General features: G+C 60.8%; 14 protein-coding genes. 4 read left to right on the plus strand and 10 right to left on the minus strand.

Annotated elements, in window-relative coordinates:
• Position 1 precedes the first annotated feature (1 nt).
• Entirely contained in the window at positions 2–1,141 is a 1,140-nt protein-coding gene (locus QB905_RS05685; RefSeq protein ID WP_282973566.1) for a cysteine desulfurase family protein, read from the minus strand.
• Between the two features lie 4 nt (positions 1,142–1,145).
• Positions 1,146–1,670, minus strand: coding sequence for an Rrf2 family transcriptional regulator (locus QB905_RS05690; protein WP_282973567.1), 525 nt, complete (start codon positions 1,668–1,670; stop codon positions 1,146–1,148).
• 206 nt (positions 1,671–1,876) lie between these two features.
• Between QB905_RS05690 and QB905_RS05695 the strand changes: the two genes are divergently transcribed.
• Positions 1,877–2,524 carry an alpha/beta hydrolase gene (locus QB905_RS05695; RefSeq protein WP_282973568.1) on the plus strand — a complete coding sequence of 216 codons (648 nt, stop codon included), beginning with the start codon at positions 1,877–1,879 and terminating at the stop codon, positions 2,522–2,524.
• A gap of 62 nt (positions 2,525–2,586) precedes the next feature.
• Here QB905_RS05695 and QB905_RS05700 read toward each other — a convergent pair whose 3' ends face one another.
• Positions 2,587–3,720: an anhydro-N-acetylmuramic acid kinase gene (locus QB905_RS05700; protein ID WP_282973569.1), complete on the minus strand. Its 1,134-nt coding sequence runs from the start codon at positions 3,718–3,720 to the stop codon at positions 2,587–2,589.
• Between the two features lie 80 nt (positions 3,721–3,800).
• On the opposite strand from QB905_RS05700, the gene tyrS reads away from it, so the two are divergent.
• The gene (gene tyrS / locus QB905_RS05705; RefSeq protein WP_282973570.1) at positions 3,801–5,069 is read left to right on the plus strand and encodes a tyrosine--tRNA ligase; all 1,269 of its coding nucleotides are present in this window, start codon (positions 3,801–3,803) and stop codon (positions 5,067–5,069) included.
• Positions 5,070–5,081: 12 nt separating this feature from the next.
• Here tyrS and QB905_RS05710 read toward each other — a convergent pair whose 3' ends face one another.
• The 4 genes from QB905_RS05710 to QB905_RS05725 all read right to left on the minus strand — a co-directional run bounded on the left by QB905_RS05710 (position 5,082) and on the right by QB905_RS05725 (position 8,641).
• The gene (locus QB905_RS05710) at positions 5,082–6,083 is read right to left on the minus strand and encodes a YihY/virulence factor BrkB family protein (protein WP_282973571.1); all 1,002 of its coding nucleotides are present in this window, start codon (positions 6,081–6,083) and stop codon (positions 5,082–5,084) included.
• Between the two features lie 161 nt (positions 6,084–6,244).
• Complete coding sequence (locus QB905_RS05715; protein WP_282973572.1) at positions 6,245–6,805, minus strand: bactofilin family protein; 561 nt, start codon at positions 6,803–6,805, stop codon at positions 6,245–6,247.
• Positions 6,789–7,925, minus strand: coding sequence for a M23 family metallopeptidase (locus tag QB905_RS05720; protein ID WP_282973573.1), 1,137 nt, complete (start codon positions 7,923–7,925; stop codon positions 6,789–6,791). Before QB905_RS05720 ends, QB905_RS05715 begins: the two co-directional genes overlap by 17 nt.
• A 227-nt stretch (positions 7,926–8,152) precedes the next feature.
• Positions 8,153–8,641 (minus strand): peroxiredoxin, encoded by a 489-nt coding sequence (locus QB905_RS05725; RefSeq protein WP_282973574.1) that lies wholly within the window; start codon positions 8,639–8,641, stop codon positions 8,153–8,155.
• A 149-nt stretch (positions 8,642–8,790) separates the two neighbouring features.
• Between QB905_RS05725 and QB905_RS05730 the strand changes: the two genes are divergently transcribed.
• On the plus strand, positions 8,791–13,002 hold the full coding sequence (locus QB905_RS05730; protein ID WP_282973575.1) for a YhdP family protein: 4,212 nt from the start codon (positions 8,791–8,793) through the stop codon (positions 13,000–13,002).
• 227 nt (positions 13,003–13,229) lie between these two features.
• Here QB905_RS05730 and prfB read toward each other — a convergent pair.
• The 3 genes from prfB to QB905_RS05745 form a co-directional block, all read right to left on the minus strand.
• A protein-coding gene (prfB, locus tag QB905_RS05735; protein ID WP_282973576.1) for a peptide chain release factor 2 occupies positions 13,230–14,355 on the minus strand; the annotation gives its coding sequence in 2 pieces (ribosomal slippage) (positions 13,230–14,285 and positions 14,287–14,355; 1,125 coding nt in all).
• 77 nt (positions 14,356–14,432) lie between these two features.
• Positions 14,433–16,850: a penicillin-binding protein 1A gene (locus QB905_RS05740; RefSeq protein ID WP_349252560.1), complete on the minus strand. Its 2,418-nt coding sequence runs from the start codon at positions 16,848–16,850 to the stop codon at positions 14,433–14,435.
• A gap of 174 nt (positions 16,851–17,024) precedes the next feature.
• The gene (locus tag QB905_RS05745) at positions 17,025–18,251 is read right to left on the minus strand and encodes an N-acetylmuramoyl-L-alanine amidase family protein (protein ID WP_282973577.1); all 1,227 of its coding nucleotides are present in this window, start codon (positions 18,249–18,251) and stop codon (positions 17,025–17,027) included.
• A gap of 709 nt (positions 18,252–18,960) precedes the next feature.
• Here QB905_RS05745 and QB905_RS05750 point away from each other — a divergent pair.
• Positions 18,961–21,597 (plus strand): Rne/Rng family ribonuclease, encoded by a 2,637-nt coding sequence (locus tag QB905_RS05750; protein WP_282973578.1) that lies wholly within the window; start codon positions 18,961–18,963, stop codon positions 21,595–21,597.
• The last annotated feature ends 259 nt before the right edge of the window (positions 21,598–21,856 follow it).

Below are 21,856 nucleotides of genomic sequence, written 5' to 3' on the forward strand. Positions count from 1 at the left end.
ATCAGTTCAGTTCCTTTTCCAGCGCCTTGCCCGATGCTTTGGCATGGCGCTTCAGATATGCTTCATAACCCATTGACCAGACATCGTAAAAACGCTGCCAGTCTTCCGGCTTGGTTGTCCACCCGGCCGAGACGCGCAAGGCCTTGTCGGCCAGATCGTCACGTCCCATCGCCGACACGATCCGGCTCGATTTCACCTTGCCCGACGAACAGGCCGAACCCGACGAGACGCAGATCCCGGCCATGTCCATATAGATCAGTTGCAGGGCCGACGGCCAAGCGCCTTGCGCCAACGCCACAATACCGGGAACGCGCCGGGCATCCTCCCCCAATATGGTGACGCCCAGCGCCTTCAGCGAGGCTTCAACCGCGATTTGTGCGCTGCATAAAGCGTCCGCCATCGGCTGGCAAGCCTTGAAGGCGGCGGCAAAGGCGGCAATGCCGGCGATATTCTCGGTGCCGGCGCGCAGGCCCAGTTCCTGACCGCTGCCGCTGATCAGGGCCGCAGGCACGCGGTCGCGGTCATGGGCAAACGCCCCTACCCCCTGCCCGCCGCCGACCTTATGGGCGCTGAGGCTTAGTGAGTCCGCGCCCAGGGCACGAAAATCAATATTGATCTTGCCAAGCGCCTGCACGGCATCGACGTGCAGCCAGCCATCGCGCGCCCGCACCAGCGCCGCCAGCGCCGCAATGTCATTGATCACGCCGGTTTCATTATTGGCCAGCATAACGCAGACGAAAGGACGTTTTTTGTCCTGGCCGGGTCGATCCAGCAAGGCCGCCAGCGCCGCCACATCGACATCGCCCTGCGGTCGCAAAGGCGCGATCAGCGCGCCCGAAACCGCACCGTAAAGGCTGTCGTGTTCACCCGCCGACAAGACCAGATAATCGAAGCTTTGCGCCTGACGCAGCGCCATCGCATTGGCTTCGGTGCCACCAGACGTAAAGACCAGCCCCGCCGCCCCCGTGGCATTCAGCCCCGCCAGCAGGTCGGCGCGCGCCTCTTCGAGCGTGAGCTTGGCCTTGCGCCCCAGACTATGGATCGACGAGGCATTGCCGCCCAATTCAGAGGCGCGCAGAAACGCATCGCGCGCTTCGGGGCGCAACGGCGAGGTCGCGGCGTGATCGAGATAGAGGGGCAATGTTTCAGGCCTCCATCAGTGCAGGCGCGGAGATCGACACCGTCTTGCGCGTGCGGCGCTTGATCACGTCTTCCAGCGATACCTGCGACAGATAATCATGGATGGCAACGCCCAGATCTTCCCACAGATAATGGGTCAAGCAGCGCTGCCCACCCGGCATACAGCCGATTTCGTGCACGGCCTCGTCCTTTGACAGCCGTTTATTAGCCCCCAGCTTGTTCGATGTCATGGCGCAGCGCGTCGCCTTGATCGGCTCATCGACGGCCAGCACGATCTCGGATACGTACAGTTCCGCCGAAGGCCGCGCCAGCGAATAGCCACCGCCCGGCCCGCGCGCGCTTTTCACCAGACCGGCCCGGCGCAGGCGCGCAAATAACTGTTCGAGATAGGACAGGGAGATCTGCTGGCGCTCGGCGATTTCCGACAGGGATGTGGGCCGCGCCTGTCCGCCGTTCTCGCCACGCTGCCCGTTCAGCGCCAGATCAGTCATGGCCATAACCGCATAACGTCCCTTGGTGGATAAGCGCATGGAAACATCCTTCGGCGATACGTCTTGCGGTCCAGAGCATCGGGATGCGCTCTAAAGGCGCAAAAAACTGCGCAAACAGAATTCTTTATGCTAAGAGGCGCATCTGCCCGCGCTGGAGTGATCGTCGGAAGCTTAACAATTCCCGACTGCGTTAGTCAAGTATTGCGGTGCAAAACAAACATTTTTGCTGAATCTAAGGTGATTGAATGCCCGAAGTCATCCTGGCCGGAGCCGCAGGCCGTATCGAAGCCCGTTACAGTGCGGGCAAGACGGAGAATGCGCCGATAGCCTTGATCCTGCACCCGCACCCCAAGGCGGGCGGCCATATGAATAATCCGGTGACGGTGCAATTGTTCCACCTGTTCATGACGCGCGGCTTTGCGGTTTTGCGCTTCAATTTCCGTGGCGTGCAAAAAAGCCAGGGCGAGTTCGATTCCGGCATCGGTGAACTGGCCGACGCCGCCACGGCGCTCGACTGGTTGCAGGCCAAGAACCCGACCGCCTCGCAATTCTGGGTGGCCGGCTTCGACTTCGGCGCCTATATCGGTATGCAATTGCTGATGCGCCGCCCGGAAACCGACGGCTTCATCTCGGTATCGCCGCCCACCAATGCCTATGATTTTAGCTTCCTGGCCCCCTGCCCGGCTTCTGGCATGTTCCTGCACGGCGGCAATGACTCGATCGTGCCGACTGCCGAGGTTGACCGCGTCGTGGCCAAGCTGCGCACGCAAAAAGGCATTATCATCGATGCCGAGGTTGTGCCGGAAGCCAACCACTTCTGGACAGATCAATTGCCGGAAGTCGAAGCCAGAGTCGGCGCCTATATCGACCGGCGGATGAGCGAACGCGGCTGATCATGACGCGGCGCGCAGCCGCACCCAGCCCTAAATCGTCCGACATCACCAGCTATCTTTAATTAGCCGGTATGCCGCAGGCCGGCGCGCGGGCGATGCAGCACGCCGCCGGTCAACGGGGTTTTCACGCCCGTCGTGCCGGGAAATGAAATCGGCAGATTTTTCAGCGACCGCGCCGCCATATAGGCGAAGCCCTCGGCCTCCAGCGCACCGCCGCGCCAGCCCAGTTCCTCGGCCCGCACCACGCGCGCATCAGGCATGGCGGCGTGGATGCCGCTGACCAGATGGTTGTTATGCCGCCCGCCGCCCGCCAGAATGACGGTTTTCGGCGCAATGCCGCTCAGGCTGATCCCGGCCAGCAGGCTTTGCAGGGTAAAGGCCGACAGGGTGGCCATGCCGTCCTTTAAGCTTAAATCCTCAACCGGATGCAGATCGAAATCGTAACGGTCGAGCGATTTGGGCGCGGGATTGCGGAAATAGGGATGGGCCATATAGGCGGCCAGAATGCCTTCATCGACATGGCCCGCGGCGGCGATCCGGCCTTCGTGATCATAATCGCCACGGTCATGACGACGCATCCACTGATCCATCAGACCATTGGCGGGGCCGGTATCGAGCGCCACCATATGCCCATCGTCCATCGCCGTGATATTGGCCACGCCGCCCAGATTGACCACCACCAGCGGCAGGGCCAGTCCCGCGTGACGCACCAAAGCCTGATGATAGACCGGCATCAAAGGTGCCGCCTCGCCGCCCGCCTGAATATCGGCCTGGCGGAAATCACTGACCACGGCCACGCCGGTGGCGTCGGCGAAGGCCTGCCCGTCGAAAAGCTGCACCGTGCGCCCCGCCACGCCGTTTTTCGGACGTTCGTGCAGCACGGTCTGGCCATGCACGCCCAGCAGGTCAAGATCGCCGAAGCGCAGACCGGCATCATCGAGAAAGGCGCGCGCCGCCTGCAAATGGCAATCGACAATCGCATGGCGCGCCTCTTTGAAAATCAGCGGTTCGGCCTCACCGCGCGGCCAGTTGAGCGCCGCCTGTATGGTGGCTTCCAGCAGGGCGCGGGTTTCCGGCGGCATGGGCTGTTCGCTCCACGGCCCGAAATGCAATTGCGCCTCGCCATCGGTATCGAGCACGGCCATATCGACGCCATCGAGCGATGTACCCGTCATAAAGCCCAAAACTTTCAGCATATCCGGCCTCCCGCTCTTGACGCGCCACGCTTGCGGGTGTCACAGAAGCGGCCCCAGCCTCCTGATATTGCACCGAAATCATGACCGAGCCAAGCTTCCAATCCGACTTCCTGCGCACGCTCCAGGCGCGCGGCTTCATCCATCAGTGTACCGACGAGATCGCGCTCGATACATTGGCGAAGGCGGGCATGATCACGGCCTATATCGGCTTCGACGCCACGGCCTCTTCGCTGCACGCCGGTTCGCTGGTGCAGATCATGATGCTGCGCTGGCTGCAAAAGACCGGTCACAAGCCGATCGTGCTGATGGGCGGCGGCACCACCAAGGTGGGTGATCCTTCCGGCAAGGACACGCAGCGCCAGTTGCTCGACGACGCCAGGATTGCCGAAAACATGAACGGCATCAAACAGGTCTTCACGAAATTTCTCGATTTCGGTGAAGACGGCAACAAGGCCGTCATGGTCAATAATGACGACTGGCTGTCGGGCTTTGGCTATATCCAGTTCCTGCGCACTTTCGGCCCACATTTCACCATCAACCGCATGATGAGCTTCGATTCGGTCAAGCTGCGGCTGGAGCGCGAGCAGCCGCTGACCTTCCTTGAATTCAATTATATGCTGATGCAGGCGGTCGATTTCCGCGAACTGAACCTGCGCCATGACTGCATCCTGCAAATGGGCGGCTCGGATCAGTGGGGCAATATCATCAATGGCGTTGAGCTGACGCGGCGCATGGGCGAAGGCGCGCATGGCAGTTCTGCTTTCGGCTTGACCACGCCGCTCCTCACCACCGCTTCGGGCGCGAAAATGGGCAAGACGGCGTCGGGCGCGGTCTGGCTCAATGCCGATATGCTGTCGCCTTACGATTACTGGCAGTACTGGCGCAATGCCGAGGATCGCGATGTCGGGCGCTTCCTGCGCCTGTTCACCGAACTGCCGCTCGACGAGATCGCCCGTCTCGAAGCGCTGGAAGGCGCTGAAATCAATGAGGCCAAGAAGGTGCTGGCCGACGAAGCTACCCGCCTGCTGCACGGCGACGAGGCCGCCCATTCGGCGCGCGACACGGCGCAAAAAGCTTTTGAGCAGGGCGTGATGTCGGCTGATCTGCCGACCGTCGAGATCGAAGCCCATGTGCTGAACGAAGGCATCATGCTGGCGGCTTTGGCCACGCGCATCGGCCTGACCGCCTCGAATGGCGAGGCGCGCCGTCTCGCTCAGGGCGGCGGTTTGCGCGTCAATGATGTGGCGATCACGGACGGCAACCAGCTTGTCACCGCCGCCGATCTGCGCGATGGCGTCGTCAAGATCGCTCAGGGCAAGAAGAAGATCTTCCTGATCAGACCGGTCTGACGAAACCTGACTCTATAGTTTCGGTTCGGCGGGGTGCGCCCCCTTGCTCGTCTTGGCGATATTGATGACTTCGTGTCCCCGGCCTGTTGGTACGGTGGCCGATTTCAGCGATGTCTTGCGCCGACCTTTTTTGAGCACGATCTCTTCGCCCATAAAACGGGCATAGACCTGGGTGAATTCGGCGCCGAGGAAGAAAACCTGCGTCGAATAATAGATCCAGACCAGCAGCACGATCAGCGAACCCGCCGCACCATAGGCCGTGCCGAAAGCGGAATGGCTGAGATAGAGACTGATCAGGAACTTGCCGGTCTCGAACAGGATCGCGGTGATAATGGCACCGACCCCGACATCGCGCCATTTAATGTTAACATCCGGCAGGAATTTATAGACCATCGCAAACATCAGCGCCGCCACGCAGAACGAAAAAGCGGTATTGGACAGATGGAGAAGCCACGAAGGCACCACGCTCGACACCTGAGTTGTGAACGCGGCCAGCAAGGCCGAAATGACCAGACCGACCAGCAGGATCAGCCCGACACCCAGGATCATGGCGAAGGACAGCAGGCGCTTCTTGACAAACCATATCCAGTGGCCGCGCGGCATGTGATCGACATTCCAGATCGTGTTCAGCGCGTCCTGAAGCTGGGCGAAAAAGCCTGTTGAGGAAATAAGCAGGGTGATCAGGCCAATGGCGGTAGCCCAGCCGCCGCCCTGGCTATCGGTGGCGTGCTGGCGATGGCGCAGGATCGACTGGATGGCATGGGCACCACGCTCGCCGATCATAGCCTGAATCTCGGCAACCAGATAACCGGCCACGGCTTCATGGCCGAAGAAGAGACTGGCGATGGCGATGACGATCAGCAGCAGCGGTCCGATCGACAGGACGCTGTAAAAGGCCAGCGCCGCCCCCAGTCGCGGCACCTTATCCTCGTTCCATTCGTGCAGGGTTTCCTTCAGCATCAGCCACAGAACCGTCAGGTTAAGCCGGTGGCGGGGTTCAGCAATATCCGTCATGAGCTTGATAGGCCTGAATTGTGAAAGCGGAAAGCGGGAGCGCCTATACACTATAGCCCTATTCGTGCCCGGTTGCGTCCATGCTGACGAAAAATTGAAAAGCCGGGAAAGAACAGCGGCTTTCCCGGCTTTTTTAACAGTTTTTCAGGCCAATTGATATTTTACTTCAGATCGGCAAGCGCGCTCATATCATAGGTGCTGAGGCTGGGCGCGGCAGGCTGAATCGGCGCGATATCGGCCGCCGGTGCAGCCAGACTGACCGGTGACACGGCCTGTTCGGTGCGGCGGTTTTGCAGGCAGCGACCCTGGAAAAAGGCCCCGACATCGATGGCCAACTGGTCGTGGGTGATGTCGCCCTCCACATAGGCCGTGGCCTGAAGCTTGATCTGGCGGCCCTGAATCGAGCCGACAATGCGACCGCGCACTTCGATGCTTTCCGCCTCAACCTTGCCTTCGATATTGCCCGATTCACCGACGATCAGGTGACCCACCTTGACATCGCCGCGCACCGTGCCATCGAGGTGCAGATCGCCTGTGCCGGTCACATTGCCTTCAACGAGCAGGCCGGAACCGATCGAAGAAAAGGGCTTGTTGCCAGTGCTGGCGGGGGCCGCCGGTTTGGTGCGCGCCATATTGACGTGAGGGGCCTCATGGAGAGGCGGCGTGGCTGCGGGCTGCGGCTGGGGAGCCGGCGCGGTGCGGGGCTTAGTTTTGTTGAACATAGTCTCCTGCCTTCAAAAAGCGTGCGGGGTTTTGGGGACGGCCATTGATCCAGACCTCATAATGGAGGTGGTTACCGGTCGAGCGACCGGTCGATCCCATGGAAGCGATGCGCTGGTCGAGAGCGACATGCTGGCCGGGGTGAACACTATAGGCGGCCAGATGGGCGTAACGTGTCATAAAGCCGTTGCCGTGGTCGATCTCCACCACATTGCCATAGCCGGTACGGACGCCGGTAAAGCTGACAATACCGGGGGCCGTGGCATAGATCGGCGTCAGATAGGGGCCGGCGAAATCCTGACCGGTATGGAAATGCGGCGTGTGGTTGAACGGATCGAGGCGGATGCCGAAGCCTGAACTTTCGCGCGTGCCGATGGTCGGGCGACCGAATGGCAGATGCTGCGCGCTCGTTTGCAGGCCGCGCATGTCGGACAGATCGGCGGCGGCATTGCGGATGCGGTCGGCGAAATCGCTATCGACGCCGAGCAAGGTGGCCAGCGTCGCGGTGTCTTTGTTGGAAAGCGAATTATTGTCACTGCCCGCGAAGGCGGCCGGATTGAGGCCCGCCAGCCGGAAAGCCAGACGCAGGCGTTCGGCACGGCTCTTGGCGAAGGACTCAGCCTCGGTGATCATGCGTTCCTGCTCGGCGCGCACCGAATAGATGCGCTCAATCGGTGGCAGACTGTCATTGATCGGGGCGGGCGCCAGAGCGGCGGCGGCACCCGGCACGCCCTTGAAATCGGTCAGCACCTTGATCAGGGCGTCATTACGCGCTGTCACGGTCTTGGCCAGATCTTCGAGCGATCCCGAATTGGCGGTAGCCTGCTGGGTGGCGATGTCGAGACGCGCCTGCCGGTCGGCGATCCAGCGTTCGGATTGCGCCTTCATCATGCGGATGGCGTTTTCAGAGCCAGCGCCGTGGGCGGCGGCGAAAAACAGGGTGAAACCGGTCGAGATGGCCAGCCAGGTCAGAAGCGCCGCCGACATGAAGATCAGCGCGAACTGACGGCCCGGACTGAGCACATAGCCGTGGGTTTCCCCGCCTGTACGGATATAGATATGACGCTCTGGCAAAACGGATTCCATCCAGCCGCCAAAGCGATCCAGAGTATTCTCACGCATCGCCGCCCCAATGATTTTTTAGCTGCCCTAAACCATTTGTTAAGTATGCCTCCGGGCAGAGCCATGCGCAAGTGACCTGTGGAAAACTTTCGGACGCGTCCCTGCCCCTGCCGCGAAAACGGTTGCCGGGCAAAGGATTTGACGACGCAGACGACATGGTGTTTCCCCTTGGTCTGTGCCAAATCGGGAGGCACGTCCGGTTTATTTCAAGATCGGTGCCGCACGCTTCAAGCCCGCAGTTCTGAAACCACGGCCAGCACCTGATCGACATGGCCCTTCACCTTCACGCCGCGCCAGACATGGCGCACCATGCCTTCGGGATCGATCACGAAGGTGGAGCGGTCGGTGCCCATATAGGCGCGGCCATACAGGCTTTTTTCCACCCAGGAGCCGAAGGCCGCAATGACGGTCGTGTCAGGGTCGGACAGCAGAGGCATGGTCAGGCCGTATTTTTTGATAAACTTTTCGTGATCCTTAAGGCTGTCCTTCGATAGTCCATACAGGGTCACACCGAGCGCCGAAAAACGCGGCAAGGCTTCTGAAAAATCGCAACTTTCCTGCGTGCAGCCGGGCGTATTGTCTTTCGGATACAGGAACAGCACGCTCCAGCGCCCTTTCAGAGCCTCCCGCGTCACCGTGCCGCCCGCGCTGGAGGCCAGACTGAAATCCGGTGCCGGATAGGGTGTGAAGGTGATGTTTTTTTCTGTTTTTGCCATGAGTTAGCCTTGCTGAGCGACTAGGAATGCCGGGGATAGATGACAGGTTTGGCGGCGCATGTTAACGCCATCTCGATACCATAGCCTTATGACATAAAAATCCCCGTTTTCAGCCGCCTTACCAAACCTTTTGTGTTGCCAGACTTTTTGTGAAGAAACTTTTCAGTCATATTCGATCTGTCTTTGACGTGCTGGCCCGCCGCCTGCGTTTCTTCATCCTGGGCTGGATCGTGGTGATGATGATCCTGATGGCCGTGCGGCTGGCGTTTGCGCCCATTCGCGTTGACGCCATCCGCCCGGTGATCGTGTCACGGCTCGAAAATGCCCTGCCGAATACGCGCGTGACAATCGGCCATCTCGACCTCGTCTGGTTCGGCGATGCGCGCGCCGTCGGCTTTCGCTTTGAAAACCTGCGCGTGATGGATGAACGCGGCCGCGTCATCGCACGCGCAGGTCATATGGAAACGGCGCTGGCCGCCGACAGCCTGCTGCTGATGCACCTGGCCCCGGCTCGCCTGACCGCCGACGATTTCTTCGTCGTCGCCTCCGTCTCCAAAGAGGGGCGCTACGATCTTGGCTATGAGGCGCACGGCACCCCTGAAACTATGGGCGGGCTCGACCGGTTTTTTTATGCGCTGACGGGGCCGGAGCGCCTTGGCAGCCCCGTCAGTTTCGCCCGCCAGGTGTCGCTTCGTAACGGGGCTCTGCGTCTGATCGAACTGGCCCGCGATCCCGGCCATGCCGGGGTGGACTGGACAGCGCACGTCGCCACGCTCGATTTCACCAAGCTGCACGGTCGTATCGCCAGCCATGCCGATCTGGCCATCGACGCCACGGGCGCGGCCCCGGCCACATTGCGCGCGGCGGTGGAAGGCGAAACCGGTCTGCACCATATGGTTCTGACGGCCCGGCTCAGCCATTTATCGCCAGCCAGCGTGGCCCCGTCATCGGGCATGACACGACTGATCGCCGGGGTCAGGGCCCCGGTCAGCGGACTGGCGCGCATCAATTACAATCAGGGGCAGGGTTTCCAGGAAGCCTGGCTCGATGTGTCGGCGGATGGCGGGCGCGTCGATATAGGCGATTTTCATCAGGCCTTTGCCGGGGCGCGCGTGCGGGCCACCTATAGTTCGGCCAGCCACACAGCGCGCTTCACCACCTTCCAGGTCAAGTCAGACCGGCTCGATACCGATCTTTCCGGTAAAATCGTTATCCAGCCGCATGATGATAAAACCGGTCGCAATCTGGTCATCGCCTATGATTTTTCCGGGCCGCGCGTCACCGGCAAACTGGCCGATGATTTTGCCTCGCAAACCCTGACCAATGCCCATTTCCGTGGCCGCTATGTGCCGCACGACCGGCGTTTCCGCATCGACAGCGGCACGGGCCGGATCAATGGCGCTCTGCTGACGACGCAGGGCACGCTTTATACCGATGCGCAAGGACGGCTGGGTGCCGACCTGACCGCCAGCCTGAAAGGACGCTTCACCAAGGACGAGGTGTTCGCCTTCTGGCCGAAAGACCTGGCCGATCAGACGCGCACCATGCTGATCGAGCGCATCCGCAGCGGTGATTTTGCCAATGCCGATTTCGTGCTGAAAGCGCCGCCGGGGCATTTCGAGCCGGATCAGTTGACCAATGCTGATCTGCGCCTCGATTTCGACTTCCAAAATCTGGTGCTGGCGATTGATCCGCGCCTGCATGACGCCGAGGGCTTGCAGGGACACGGTCTTTTGCTCGGCGACAGCTTTGCCATGAATGTGACGGGTGGGCGGCTGGTCAAGGTCAATCTGATCCACGGCGATCTCGACGTGCCGAGTTTCCATGATAAGCGAACCCACACTCTGATCCGGCTCGATGCCGAAGGCCAGGCCGCCAATGTTATCGAGGCGATCGATCCCCTGGCCGATGGCCAGTTGAGTCAGCACGGGCTGAATGCGCAGCGCCTGAGCGGGGCGGCCCAGGCTCATGTCGAGATCGCTTTCCCGACGATGGTGCCGATCACCAGCCGCAATTTCAGCGTCACCTTCGACGGTCATATTCAAAATGCGGGCTTAAAACAGGCCGCGCTCGGCTGGGATCTCAGCGGTGCTGACTTAAGCGTCAAGGGCAATTTGCTGGCCAATAGCTTAAGCGTCAGCGGCCCCGGTGCGCTGGGCCCCTATCAGGGCAATATCAGCTACCGCACGCAATTCATGCCCAAAACACAACTGATCGATTTCGATGGCCATTTCAACGCCGCCCAGTTCGGCGGTTCGCCGCGCGTGCCCGTGGCGATCAGCGGCCATTTCACCATCGATGGCTGGACGGGCGACGGCGATGTCAGCGCCGATATTTTCAAAGGCCATGTCCATTGGTCGGGCGGCGAAACCGACAAGCAGGGCCGTCCCAGCCAGCTCGATATTGATGGCGTGACCCTGCGTTCGGGCATGGAAGCGCAAGGCCTGCCGATTTTCGAACACCTGAAGCCGCAATTGCCGACACAGATATCCTTGCTGCGTTCGGGCGACATATGGAGCGGCGAGATCGACGCTGAAAGCCTGTCGGGCGATGTTGCCTATATCGAGGGCCAGCGTCCGCGCCTCGTCTATAAATCGACCATCACGCCCCAGGAAGCGCGCCAGTTGGGCTATGGCGGCCTGCCCATGTTCCGGGTTCCGCGCCACCTCACGGTCAATATCGCGCTCGATAGTAACAGCAAACAGGCCCTGCTGACGCTCGACCAGATGACGGGCACGCTCGGCTGGAAGGAGGTGGCTGGCAGCGATGAAGTGCTGCGCCGCTTCGACATGACGGTGACACCCGAAGACTGGGCCACGCTGGGCCTGCCCACCGCCTTCTTCCATCCGCACGGCAATGTGCCGGTCACGGCCCTGTGGCGGCAAAGCGCGCACCTGCTGCAAGGCCAGGTGCGGCTGATGGGCGAGACGGCGGAATTCGATATGCCGCTGCACCCCTATGGCGAGGTCGAGGCCCCGCCGCCTCTGCTGTCCGATGGCACGCCTCCCCCTCACATCCTGCAAGTCCGCGCCACCGTGACGCCCGACATGCTGAAAACACTCGGCTATACGCGCGATCCGGTCAGTATCGACGGGCCGGTGAAGCTGGTCTTTACCCTGTTCGACCAGCCCGGCCAGCCCGGCGGCGTGCTCAATCTCGACGGCACGGACGCGGCCTTCGGCGTCAAGGCCACCGACTGGGTAAAACCCGTGGGTGAACCGGCGCAACTGGCGATCAGCTTCGATGCCCAGGGCAATGATCCGCTGGTGGCGCAAGGGCTCAATCTGTCGCGCATCTATGCCAGCGGCCCGCAGGTCAGTATCGATGGCCGCGCCGCCTTCGATGCCGATGGCAACCTGCAATTTGCCGATTTTTCAAAGTTTTACCTGAAAAACTTCATGGATGTGGCGGCAAGCTGGTACACGGCCGGAGCCGCCGATGTGATTTCGATCCAGGGTCAGAGGCTTGATCTGCGGCCCTGGCTTGAAGGTAACCCCGACACGGAAAGCGCCGCCGCGCCAGCGGCACCCGCAGACACATCTTCAACGCCGCCAGCCGGAAGGCCAACCCATCTGGTCGTCGATCTCGATCATCTGCAAACCTCGGCAGAGGGCACGTTCGACGCACTGAAACTCGATCTGAACTGGGACGGCCATAATGGTTTCAGCGGCAGCGGCTCCGGCCTGACAGCCAATGGCAGCGCCATGCGCCTGGCCGTCAAGGCGGAACAGAATTACAGCCTGTTTTCGCTGCGCACCGCCGATCTCGGCAATGCCGTGCGCACAGCCACCGGCAATCATAATCTCTATGGCGGTCAGGCCGTCCTTGAAGGGGCCTACAAGGACGGCGAGGCCGACGCCTCCCTGTATGGTGAAAATATCCGCGCCAAGCAGATTCCGATCCTCGGCCAGTTGCTGAGCGTGGCCACCCTGACCGGCCTGAACGACACCCTGGCCGGTGATGGCATACTCTTCACCGATTTCAGTGTTCCGGTGCGTTATCGCCATCATAGCCTGTTCATCAAGGACGGCTATCTGAAGGGCAAGGCGCTGGGCCTCAACATCTGGGGCACGGCCGATCTCGATACGCGCGCCATGAATTTCAGCGGCACCCTGATTCCGGCTTACAGCGTCAATTCATGGTTTGGCGATGTCAAGTCGAACGGGCTGGGGCTGGTCGGGCTGAAATACGATCTGCGCGGCACCTACAAAGCGCCGCAAATTGCGGTCAATCCGCTGTCGCTGATCATGCCGGGCTTTATCAAAAAATGGAGCAATGATCAGCGCAAGGATCCGGTACAGGCGCTCGACCTGCCCGATTACGAAGACGCGCTGAAAGCGCTGAGGCCGGACAAGCCTTAGGCTAGAGCAACGAGCGTTTAATTTGACTTACAAATTGAATGCGAGATGCGGAAAAACGTAAAATGTAGAGTGGGTTGCATTCCTTTGACCGATTCAATCAGAATGCAGACCGCTCTAGAGCAACGAGCGTTTAATTTGACTTACAAATTGAATGCGAGATGCGGAAAAACGTAGAATGTAGAGCGGTCTGCATTCTGATTGAATCGGTCAAAGGAATGCAACCCACTCTAATCTTCCGCCGCACCGTCGCGCGTCAGGCCGACGCGCTGGGCCAGTGACGCGCCCATAAAGGCGTCGAGATCGCCATCCAGCACCCCTTGCGTATCGGAGGTTTCGACATTGGTGCGCAAATCCTTGACCATCTGATAGGGCTGCAACACATACGAACGAATCTGGTGCCCCCAGCCGATATCGGTCTTCTGGTCTTCCAGCGCGGCCTGCGCCGCTTCGCGCTTCTGCAATTCCATCTCGTACAGGCGCGCGCGCAGCATCTTCCACGCCTCGTCGCGGTTGGCGTGTTGCGAACGCCCGGCCTGACAGGCCACGGCGATGCCGGTGGGCAAGTGGGTCAGGCGCACGGCGGAATCGGTCTTGTTGATGTGCTGACCGCCCGCCCCCGAGGCGCGGTAGGTATCGGTGCGCACATCGGCGGGATTGATGTCGATCACGATCGTGTCGTCCACCACCGGATAGACCCAGACAGAGGCAAATGAGGTATGGCGGCGCGCATTGGAATCGAACGGCGAAATACGCACCAGCCGATGCACGCCACCTTCAGTCTTCAGCCAGCCATAGGCGTTCTCGCCCTTGATTTGCAAGGTGACCGACTTGATACCCGCCTGTTCACCGGTCGTTTCTTCCTCGACCTCGACCGTCATGCCGTGCTGCGTCGCCCAGCGCGTGTACATGCGCAGCAATATGCCCGCCCAGTCGTTCGATTCGGTGCCGCCCGCCCCGGAATTGATTTCGAGATAGGCGTCATTGCCATCGGCCTCGCCCGACAGAAGTGCCTCTAACTCGGCCCGGCCCGTCTGCGCCTTCAGACGCTTCAGCATGTCGCGCGCCTCGTCGATCAGGCTGTCATCGCCTTCCATATCACCGAGTTCGGCATATTCGAGCGCGTCCTTCAGCTCTTTTTCGATCGTATGGACGGCCTCGATCGAAGCGGCCAGCCGCGAGCGTTCGCGCGTCACCTTCTGCGCCTCTTCGGGACGATCCCACAGGGTCGGGTCTTCGACCTTCGCATTTAATTCGTCGAGCTGACGCAGTGCGACATCCCAGTCAAAGACGCCTCCTGAGCAATCCGACGGACTGCTCGATCTCGGAAGCCGAAGCCTCGATATCCAAACGCATGAGAAATTCCTAAATAGCCAGATCAGACATAGCCAGAACGGCCGGGTTTATCGCTGTCGCTGCGGCAGGGCAAGCCCTCAAAACTGATTCTTGCCGTTGCGGGCATTCGGTTCGGCCGGTGGCGGCGGGTCTTCCGACGGCACATAGGTGATCGGTGCGTCAGCGTCATTCTGCTGATCATCCGTCCAGGTGTTGAGATAGGGACGCGGCCCGTCTGCATCGGGCGCGGCCTGAACCTTGGGCACAGTACCCGGCTTGAAGGCTTCCTCAATGCCGTTGACATAGGCATAGACGGCATCACGCGGCTTATTGAAATCACGGGCGGGCTTGCCGGCATGGGCTTGCTTCATAAAGTCCATCCAGATCGGCAGGGCGGCCACGGCCCCGGTTTCATGATTGCCGAGCGAGCGGTTATCATCGAAGCCGACAAAGACGCCCACCACCATGTCAGCCGAGAAGCCGACGAACCAGGCCGAGCGGTAATCATTGGTCGTGCCGGTCTTGCCGCCGATGGGGAAGCCCATATTGCGCGCCGCCGCCGCCGTGCCGCGAATGGTGACGCCTTGCAGGAAGCTGTTGATCTGATAGGCCGAAATCGGATCGAGCACCGGCGTGCCGATCCGCGGCAGGCGCGGACTTTCCAGTCCGTCAAAGGCGGCGGTGCAGGCGGCAGGACACACGCGCTCATCGGCCTTGTACACCACATGTCCGTCACGATCCTCGACCTCGGCAATCATGTGCGGCTTCACCTTATAGCCACCATTGACGAAGATCGAATAGGCATTGGTGAGGCGATACGGATTGACCTCGCCGGCCCCCAGCACCATCGACATTTCGTTCGGCATGGAATCGAGCACGCCGAAATTGACGATGCCCTGGGTGATCTTCTGGATGCCGACCTTCTGCGCCAGATGGATGGTCATCAGATTGCGCGACAGTTCGATGCCGCGCCGGATCGGCTGCGGCCCCAGGAAATCGCGCTCATAGTTTTCCGGCGTCCACAGCTTGCCGTCGCCGCCCATCATCGACACCGGCGAGTCATCGACGATGGAAGCCGGTGTGAAATCATTTTCCAGCGCCACCGCATAGACGAAGGGCTTGATCGCCGAACCGGGCTGGCGCGAGGCCTGAGTGGCGCGGTTGAACTTCGACAGAGAATAGGAATAGCCGCCAACCATGGCGATGATCCGCCCGGAATAGGGATCGATGGCCACCAGAGCGCCATTGACCGCCGGCACCTGATGCAGGCTGTACACCCCGTCGGATACCTTCGACACATAGACGAGATCGCCGGTTTTCAGCCCGCGCGTCGCCTTCGCCCAAGCCAGGTCATCGGCCTTGATCGTGCCCTCGCCGCCATCTATCGCGCGCACGCTGCCGGTCGAAGCCTTGACGATCTGGCCGATCTGCCAGTCCGGGCGTTCCGAAGGTGCCACACGACTGGGGGGCAACTGATCTTCGACGGCCTGCGCATCGGCAGCCCAGTGATCGCTGACGGCGATATTGCCCCAGGCGCCGCGCCAGCCGTGGCGGCGATCATAGGCTTCCAGCCCGTTCATCATGGCGGCGCGCGCCATGGTTTGCAGCTTCGGATCAAGCGTGGTCTTGATATAATAACCATCGGTATAGATGGCGTCGTTGAACAGGCGCTTGGAGCGCAGTTCAACCTCGGAGACGAAATAGTCGGCGTCCTGATATTTGGCGCGCAAGGGCTTGGCCTGAATGACCAGCGGATCCTTCATGGCGGCATGGGCCTCGGCCTGGCTGACCCAGCCATCCTTGGCCATTTCGCCCAACACCCAGTTGCGCCGGGCGACGGCCGCCGCCATGTGCGTTGAGGGTTTGTAGTTTTCCGGCCCCTTGGGCAGAGCCCCCAGAAAAGCCATTTCGCTTAAAGAGAGCTGATCGAGCGACTTGCCGAAATAATTATAGGCCGCCGCCCCCACGCCATACGAGCGGTAACCGAGGTAAATATCATTGAGGTACAGTTCGAGAATCTGTTCCTTGCTGAGGTTTTTCTCTAAGCGGCGGGCCAGAATCGCTTCCTTCAGCTTGCGGCCCAGTGTGCGCTCATTATTGAGCAGCAGATTCTTGGCCACCTGCTGGGTGATGGTGGAGCCGCCCTCGAAACGCCTCCCGCGCAGCAGGTTAAAGACGTTTTTCAGCATGGCGCGCGACAAACCGCTGACATCGACGCCATTATGCTGGAAGAAGCTGCGATCCTCGGCGGCCATGAAGGCTTCGCGTTGCAGGGGCGGAATATGGTTGTAAGGCACATAGATGCGCCTTTCCTGACCATATTGACCAATCAGGGTGCCGTCCCAGGCGAAGACGCGCGCCGAAGTGACCGGGTGGAAGTCGGCCAGTTCCGAACCATCGGGCAGGTCGTGGAAAAGCCAGGCGGCATAGATGGCCACGGCAAAACCGGCCAGCGCCACACAGGTCATGGCGATCACGCCCGCCATGCTGAACCAACGCTCCGACGATTTCTGCAAAAGACCTCCACACCTTATCGAAGGCGGAGATTCGCCTCTCCGCGCCCTGATCGATCTTCACACTTACCAAACCCCCGCTCTCCGGCAAAGAGATTTGGCAAAATTAAATCGGACACGAAAAAGGCCCCGCGGATGCGGAGCCTGCTGATCGCTTTCGGCATGAAAAGCCTTCTTTTAATTCAGACCGGCGAATGAGGCGTAGCGCACATTATTATCGAAATACTGATCGATGGCCTGAGCCACCTCGCCCATCATCTTGGTGCGGTGGGCAGGATTGTTGAGCATAGCCTCGTCGTGATCATTATTGACATAGCCCATTTCGAGCAACACGGCGGGCACGTCGGGGGCCAGCAGAACCACGAAACCGGCCTGACGCAGATTAGCCTTCAAAAGCGGCGTCGAGGCTTCGATATGATCCATGACGAGTTGGGCGAAGGTGGCCGAACGGTTCTTGGTGGCGCGTTGCGTAAGGTCGATCAGGATGCGGTCAACCATGCGGTCGGATGAGGTGACATCCGACAAAGACCAGTCGCCCTTGACCATCGCCTTTTTGGCGGCGCGTTCGGTACCGGAATCGGACAGGGTATAGATCGAGGCCCCCGAAACCGAGCCATCACCGCCCGAATCGGAATGGAGCGAAATGAACAGGTCGGCATTGGCGCTGCGGGCGATACGCACCCGCCCCGGCAGATCGACGAAGGAATCGGTGTCGCGCGTCATGATCACCTTGTAACGGCCGGTTTTTTCCAGAATGTCGCGCAAGGTCTTGGCCGAGGCCAGATTGATGTCCTTTTCCAGACTGAACTTGCCATGCGCGCCGGGATCCTTGCCGCCGTGGCCGGCATCGATCACGATCACCTTCTTGTGGTTTTCAGGATTGGGCGTCAGGGCCTGAGCCACTGTGCGCGTCACCACCGGCAAGGGCGCGACGGCGGCGGCCTGGGGTGTGGCCCCCTGCGGCACAATATCGACGACGTAGCGATAGACGCTGATACCATCGGCGGGCGGCAGCAGGAAACGGCGATAGATGCGCGCCTTGTCCGAAAAATCGAGGTGCAGGCGCGTACTGCCCGCCACCTTCTCGATCTTCCAGTCGGTGATGAGGCCCTGCCCCTTGCCTTCCAGGCTGCGGTCGAGATCGACATCCGGCAGGGCAATCACCTGACGGTCGCCATCATCGGCGCGCGTCACCACATGTCCGTTGACGCTTTTATCGAGTTCGACCACGATCCGCGTCTGATTTTTATCGCCGCCGAGGCGCACGCGCACCACATCGCCGCCAGTCGTGGCCTCGGCCACAGCGGCGGGCACCAGGGTGAACTGAGACACGGCAAGGCCGCTCAGCGCCAGGGCGCAGATAACAGTCTTCAAGCGGACGAAGGTGGCAAACCGTCGTTTCATTTTTACTCCACACACCACATGATTCTATGTCGGCTGGTCTATCAGGGCCTGTTCGCGGCCATGTTGTCACTCTGCCTGAAAGGTGTCGAAATAGCGTTAAGTGACAGGGTTTTTCTTCTCTTAAGCCTTATGGTTGCCAACAGGTTAAGATTGCCTGACCGGCGGGCCAAATTCTGGCTATTCGCCGCCCACCCGGCGGCTGCCCCCGCCAACGGAGCCAAAAACAACGATGTACGGCGTTTGCGCACGCCACAGGCGAAGAAATAGGTTGACGCATCCGGTGTTTTGCCGACATGCTTTCTTATGGGTGTCGCCGGAAAGGCGTTACGGCCAATTCGGCGCTTCGGGCGCGGATTTATCGCCGGACGCCGAACCTCACACCCTTGTGGCCGCGCCGCCGAGGTATTATCTCGCTTGTCGATCCGGTCTGGCGTGTTCTCGCCAGCCTGTCGCAGGTATTCTTCTCCCCGGATCGCAGCTACGCCCTTTTTTGACCTTGCGCGCTTTTGCCGCGCATACCAGAGTTTGGACCAACACCGCATGGGCCGCGCCCTCCAATCCCGTGAGTCTTTCCAAAACGGAACCACGATTGAGCATGACGTCGTCATGCGCGCGCGCTTGAACATCACATATCAGCGCCCCGCCCTCACCGCCGCCGGAGTTTTTCCGGCGCGGCTGTCCGCGTTCGAGCGCTTCGGAGACGTCTTTAATGCCCAAAACCATGTTGATAGACGCGACGCACACGGAAGAGACCCGTGTCGTCGTGATGAACGGATCCCGCGTCGAGGAATTTGATTTCGAAAGCCACGCCCGCAAGCAGTTGCGCGGCAATATCTATCTCGCCAAGGTCACCCGCGTCGAGCCCAGCCTGCAAGCCGCCTTCGTCGAATATGGCGGCAATCGTCATGGCTTCCTGGCCTTCAACGAAATCCACCCTGACTATTACCAGATTCCGGTGGCCGACCGCGAAAAGCTGATGGCCGAACTGGCTCAGGCGCACAACAAGAGCGACAGCCGTGGCGAAGTCCATGCCGATGAAGACGGCGAGGACGACGACCATCACGATGAGGATGGCGACGACCTGCCCGATGAAGAGCGCCGCCTGCGCCAGCATCTGATCCGCCGCTACAAGATTCAGGAAGTCATCAAGCGCCGCCAGATACTGCTCATTCAGGTGGTCAAGGAAGAGCGCGGCAATAAGGGCGCGGCGCTCACCACCTATCTGTCGCTGGCCGGCCGTTATTGCGTTTTGATGCCCAATACGGCGCGCGGCGGCGGCATTTCGCGCAAGATCACCAATGCGCCTGACCGCAAGCGCCTCAAAACCATGGTGCAGAGCCTCGATGTGCCGCACGGCATGGGGCTGATCGTGCGCACGGCGGGCGCCAAGCGCACCAAGATCGAGATCAAGCGCGACTATGATTATCTGCTGCGCGTCTGGGAAACCATTCGCGCCAATACGCTGCAATCGAACGCGCCCGCGCTGATTTACGAAGAAGAGGATCTGGTCAAGCGCGCCATCCGCGACCTGTTCGACAAGGATTTCGACGGGGTTCTGGTCGAGGGCGAGGACGGTTATCGCTCGGCCAAGGACTTCATGCGCATGATCATGCCGTCCCAGGCCAAGAAGATCCAGCTCTACAAGGCCAATGCGCCCCTGTTTGCGCGCTATGGCGTCGAGGATATGATCTCGAAAATCTATTCCCCGGTCGTGGCGCTGAAATCGGGCGGCTATCTGGTCATCAACCAGACCGAGGCCCTGGTGGCTATCGATGTCAATTCCGGCAAATCGACCAAAGAGCGCAATATCGAGGCCACGGCGCTCAAGACCAATATGGAAGCTGCCGAAGAGGCCGCGCGCCAGATGCGCCTGCGCGACCTGGCCGGACTGGTGGTCATCGACTTCATCGACATGGATGAGGCCAAGAATAACCGCGCCGTCGAAAAGAAGCTAAAAGACTCGCTGGCCGCCGACCGCGCCCGCATCCAGATGGGCAAGATTTCCGGCTTCGGCCTGATGGAAATCAGCCGCCAGCGCCGCCGCACCGGCTTCCTGGAAGGCACCACCATCATCTGCCCGCACTGCGAAGGTCAGGGCCGTATCCGCTCGGTCGATTCCGCCGCCCTGTCGGCCATGCGCGCCATCGATATGGAAGCCATGCAGAATGGTGCCGGCGCCATCACCATCAAACTGCCCATGCAGGTGGCTCTCTATATCCTCAACGAAAAACAGATCCATCTGGCGCGCCTGCGCCTCGAATGGGGCCTGAAGGTCAATGTCGAGATCGATAACGACCTCGGCCATACCGACATGCAGATCACGCGCACGGTTCACGCCGACGAAGTTGATTTCGTGCCGCCCGTCCGCCCCGAACCGATCGCCTTCGACACCACGCCCGACATCGAGGAAGACGCCGATGACGAGGCCGGTATCGAAGCCGAGGACAACGACGATGATGAGGCTTCGGCCAGAATCGAAAGTCGCGTCGAAAGCCGCAGTGAAACGGCTGAGGACCGCGATGCCGGTGGCCGTGGCGGACGCCGCCGTCGCCGCCGTCGTGGCGGACGCGACCGCGACGACAGCGAAGAGCGCGTGGCCCAGACCTCAGAGGATGAAGGCGAGAGCGAAGGCGAATCTGACGGCGACGAGGGCGAAGACGGCTTCCGTAAGGGCCGCCGTCGCCGGGGCCGCCGTGGCGGTCGCCGCGCTGGCATGGAAAACCGCCCGCGCGAAACCTATAGCTGGGTGCGCGCCCGTACGCCCTCGCTGGAAGCGCCCTATGTCTGGATCGATCCGTTCGATGAGCCGCAAAAGCGCGTGGATGCGTCCGGCGCACCGCCGCGCAGGGAGCAGCCCGCTGTCAATCCAGCCGCCGTTGCCGAGCCCGTACTCGGCGCTGTCACCACCCAACCCGAATCGCTGGTGCCCGCCGATCTACGTGATCAGCCCGCGCCCAAGCGTCCGCGCCCGTCACGCCGTCGCAAATCAACCGGCGATGCGGACGTCACAGCCACTGAAACGGTAAGCGAAGTCGTCGTGACGGAACCGGCGCAAGCCGAGGTCGCCCCTGCCGAAGCCCCTGCGGAAACGGAAACTCCGGCCAAGCCCGCCCGCCGTACACGCAGCCGCAAGAAGGTCGTCGAAGCGGAGGCCGAGGCGCCCGCAGCGATCACTATCGAAACGCCGCCTGTCGTCGCCTCGGCCCCGCAGCCTGTCCCCGCGCCCGAAGCCGAACCGACAAGGGTGCTGGAACCCGCCGCTGCCGAAGCGGCTCCCGCGGAGCCCGATCCGGCGGAAATTTCCACACCGCCCGAAAAGCCCAAACGCGGCTGGTGGCGTCGCTAGAGCAACGAGCGTTTAATTTGACTTACAAATTGAATGCGAGATGCGGAAAAACGTAATATGTAGAGCGGGTTGCATGCCTTTGACCGATTCAATCAGAATGCAGACCGCTCTAAAATGTCAAACGGCCAGACCCCGGCGGTCTGGCCGTTTTTTCTTAGTCGCACGGCACAGACGGCACGGTTAAACAGATCGGCCATAGATTGGTCACGCTTGCCGCTTAAAGACGGCTCTGAGGGTTCCCTGCCCCCTTGGATCGCTG

This window comes from Asticcacaulis sp. EMRT-3 (genome assembly GCF_030027245.1).
In the GTDB taxonomy this organism is placed as follows: domain Bacteria; phylum Pseudomonadota; class Alphaproteobacteria; order Caulobacterales; family Caulobacteraceae; genus Asticcacaulis.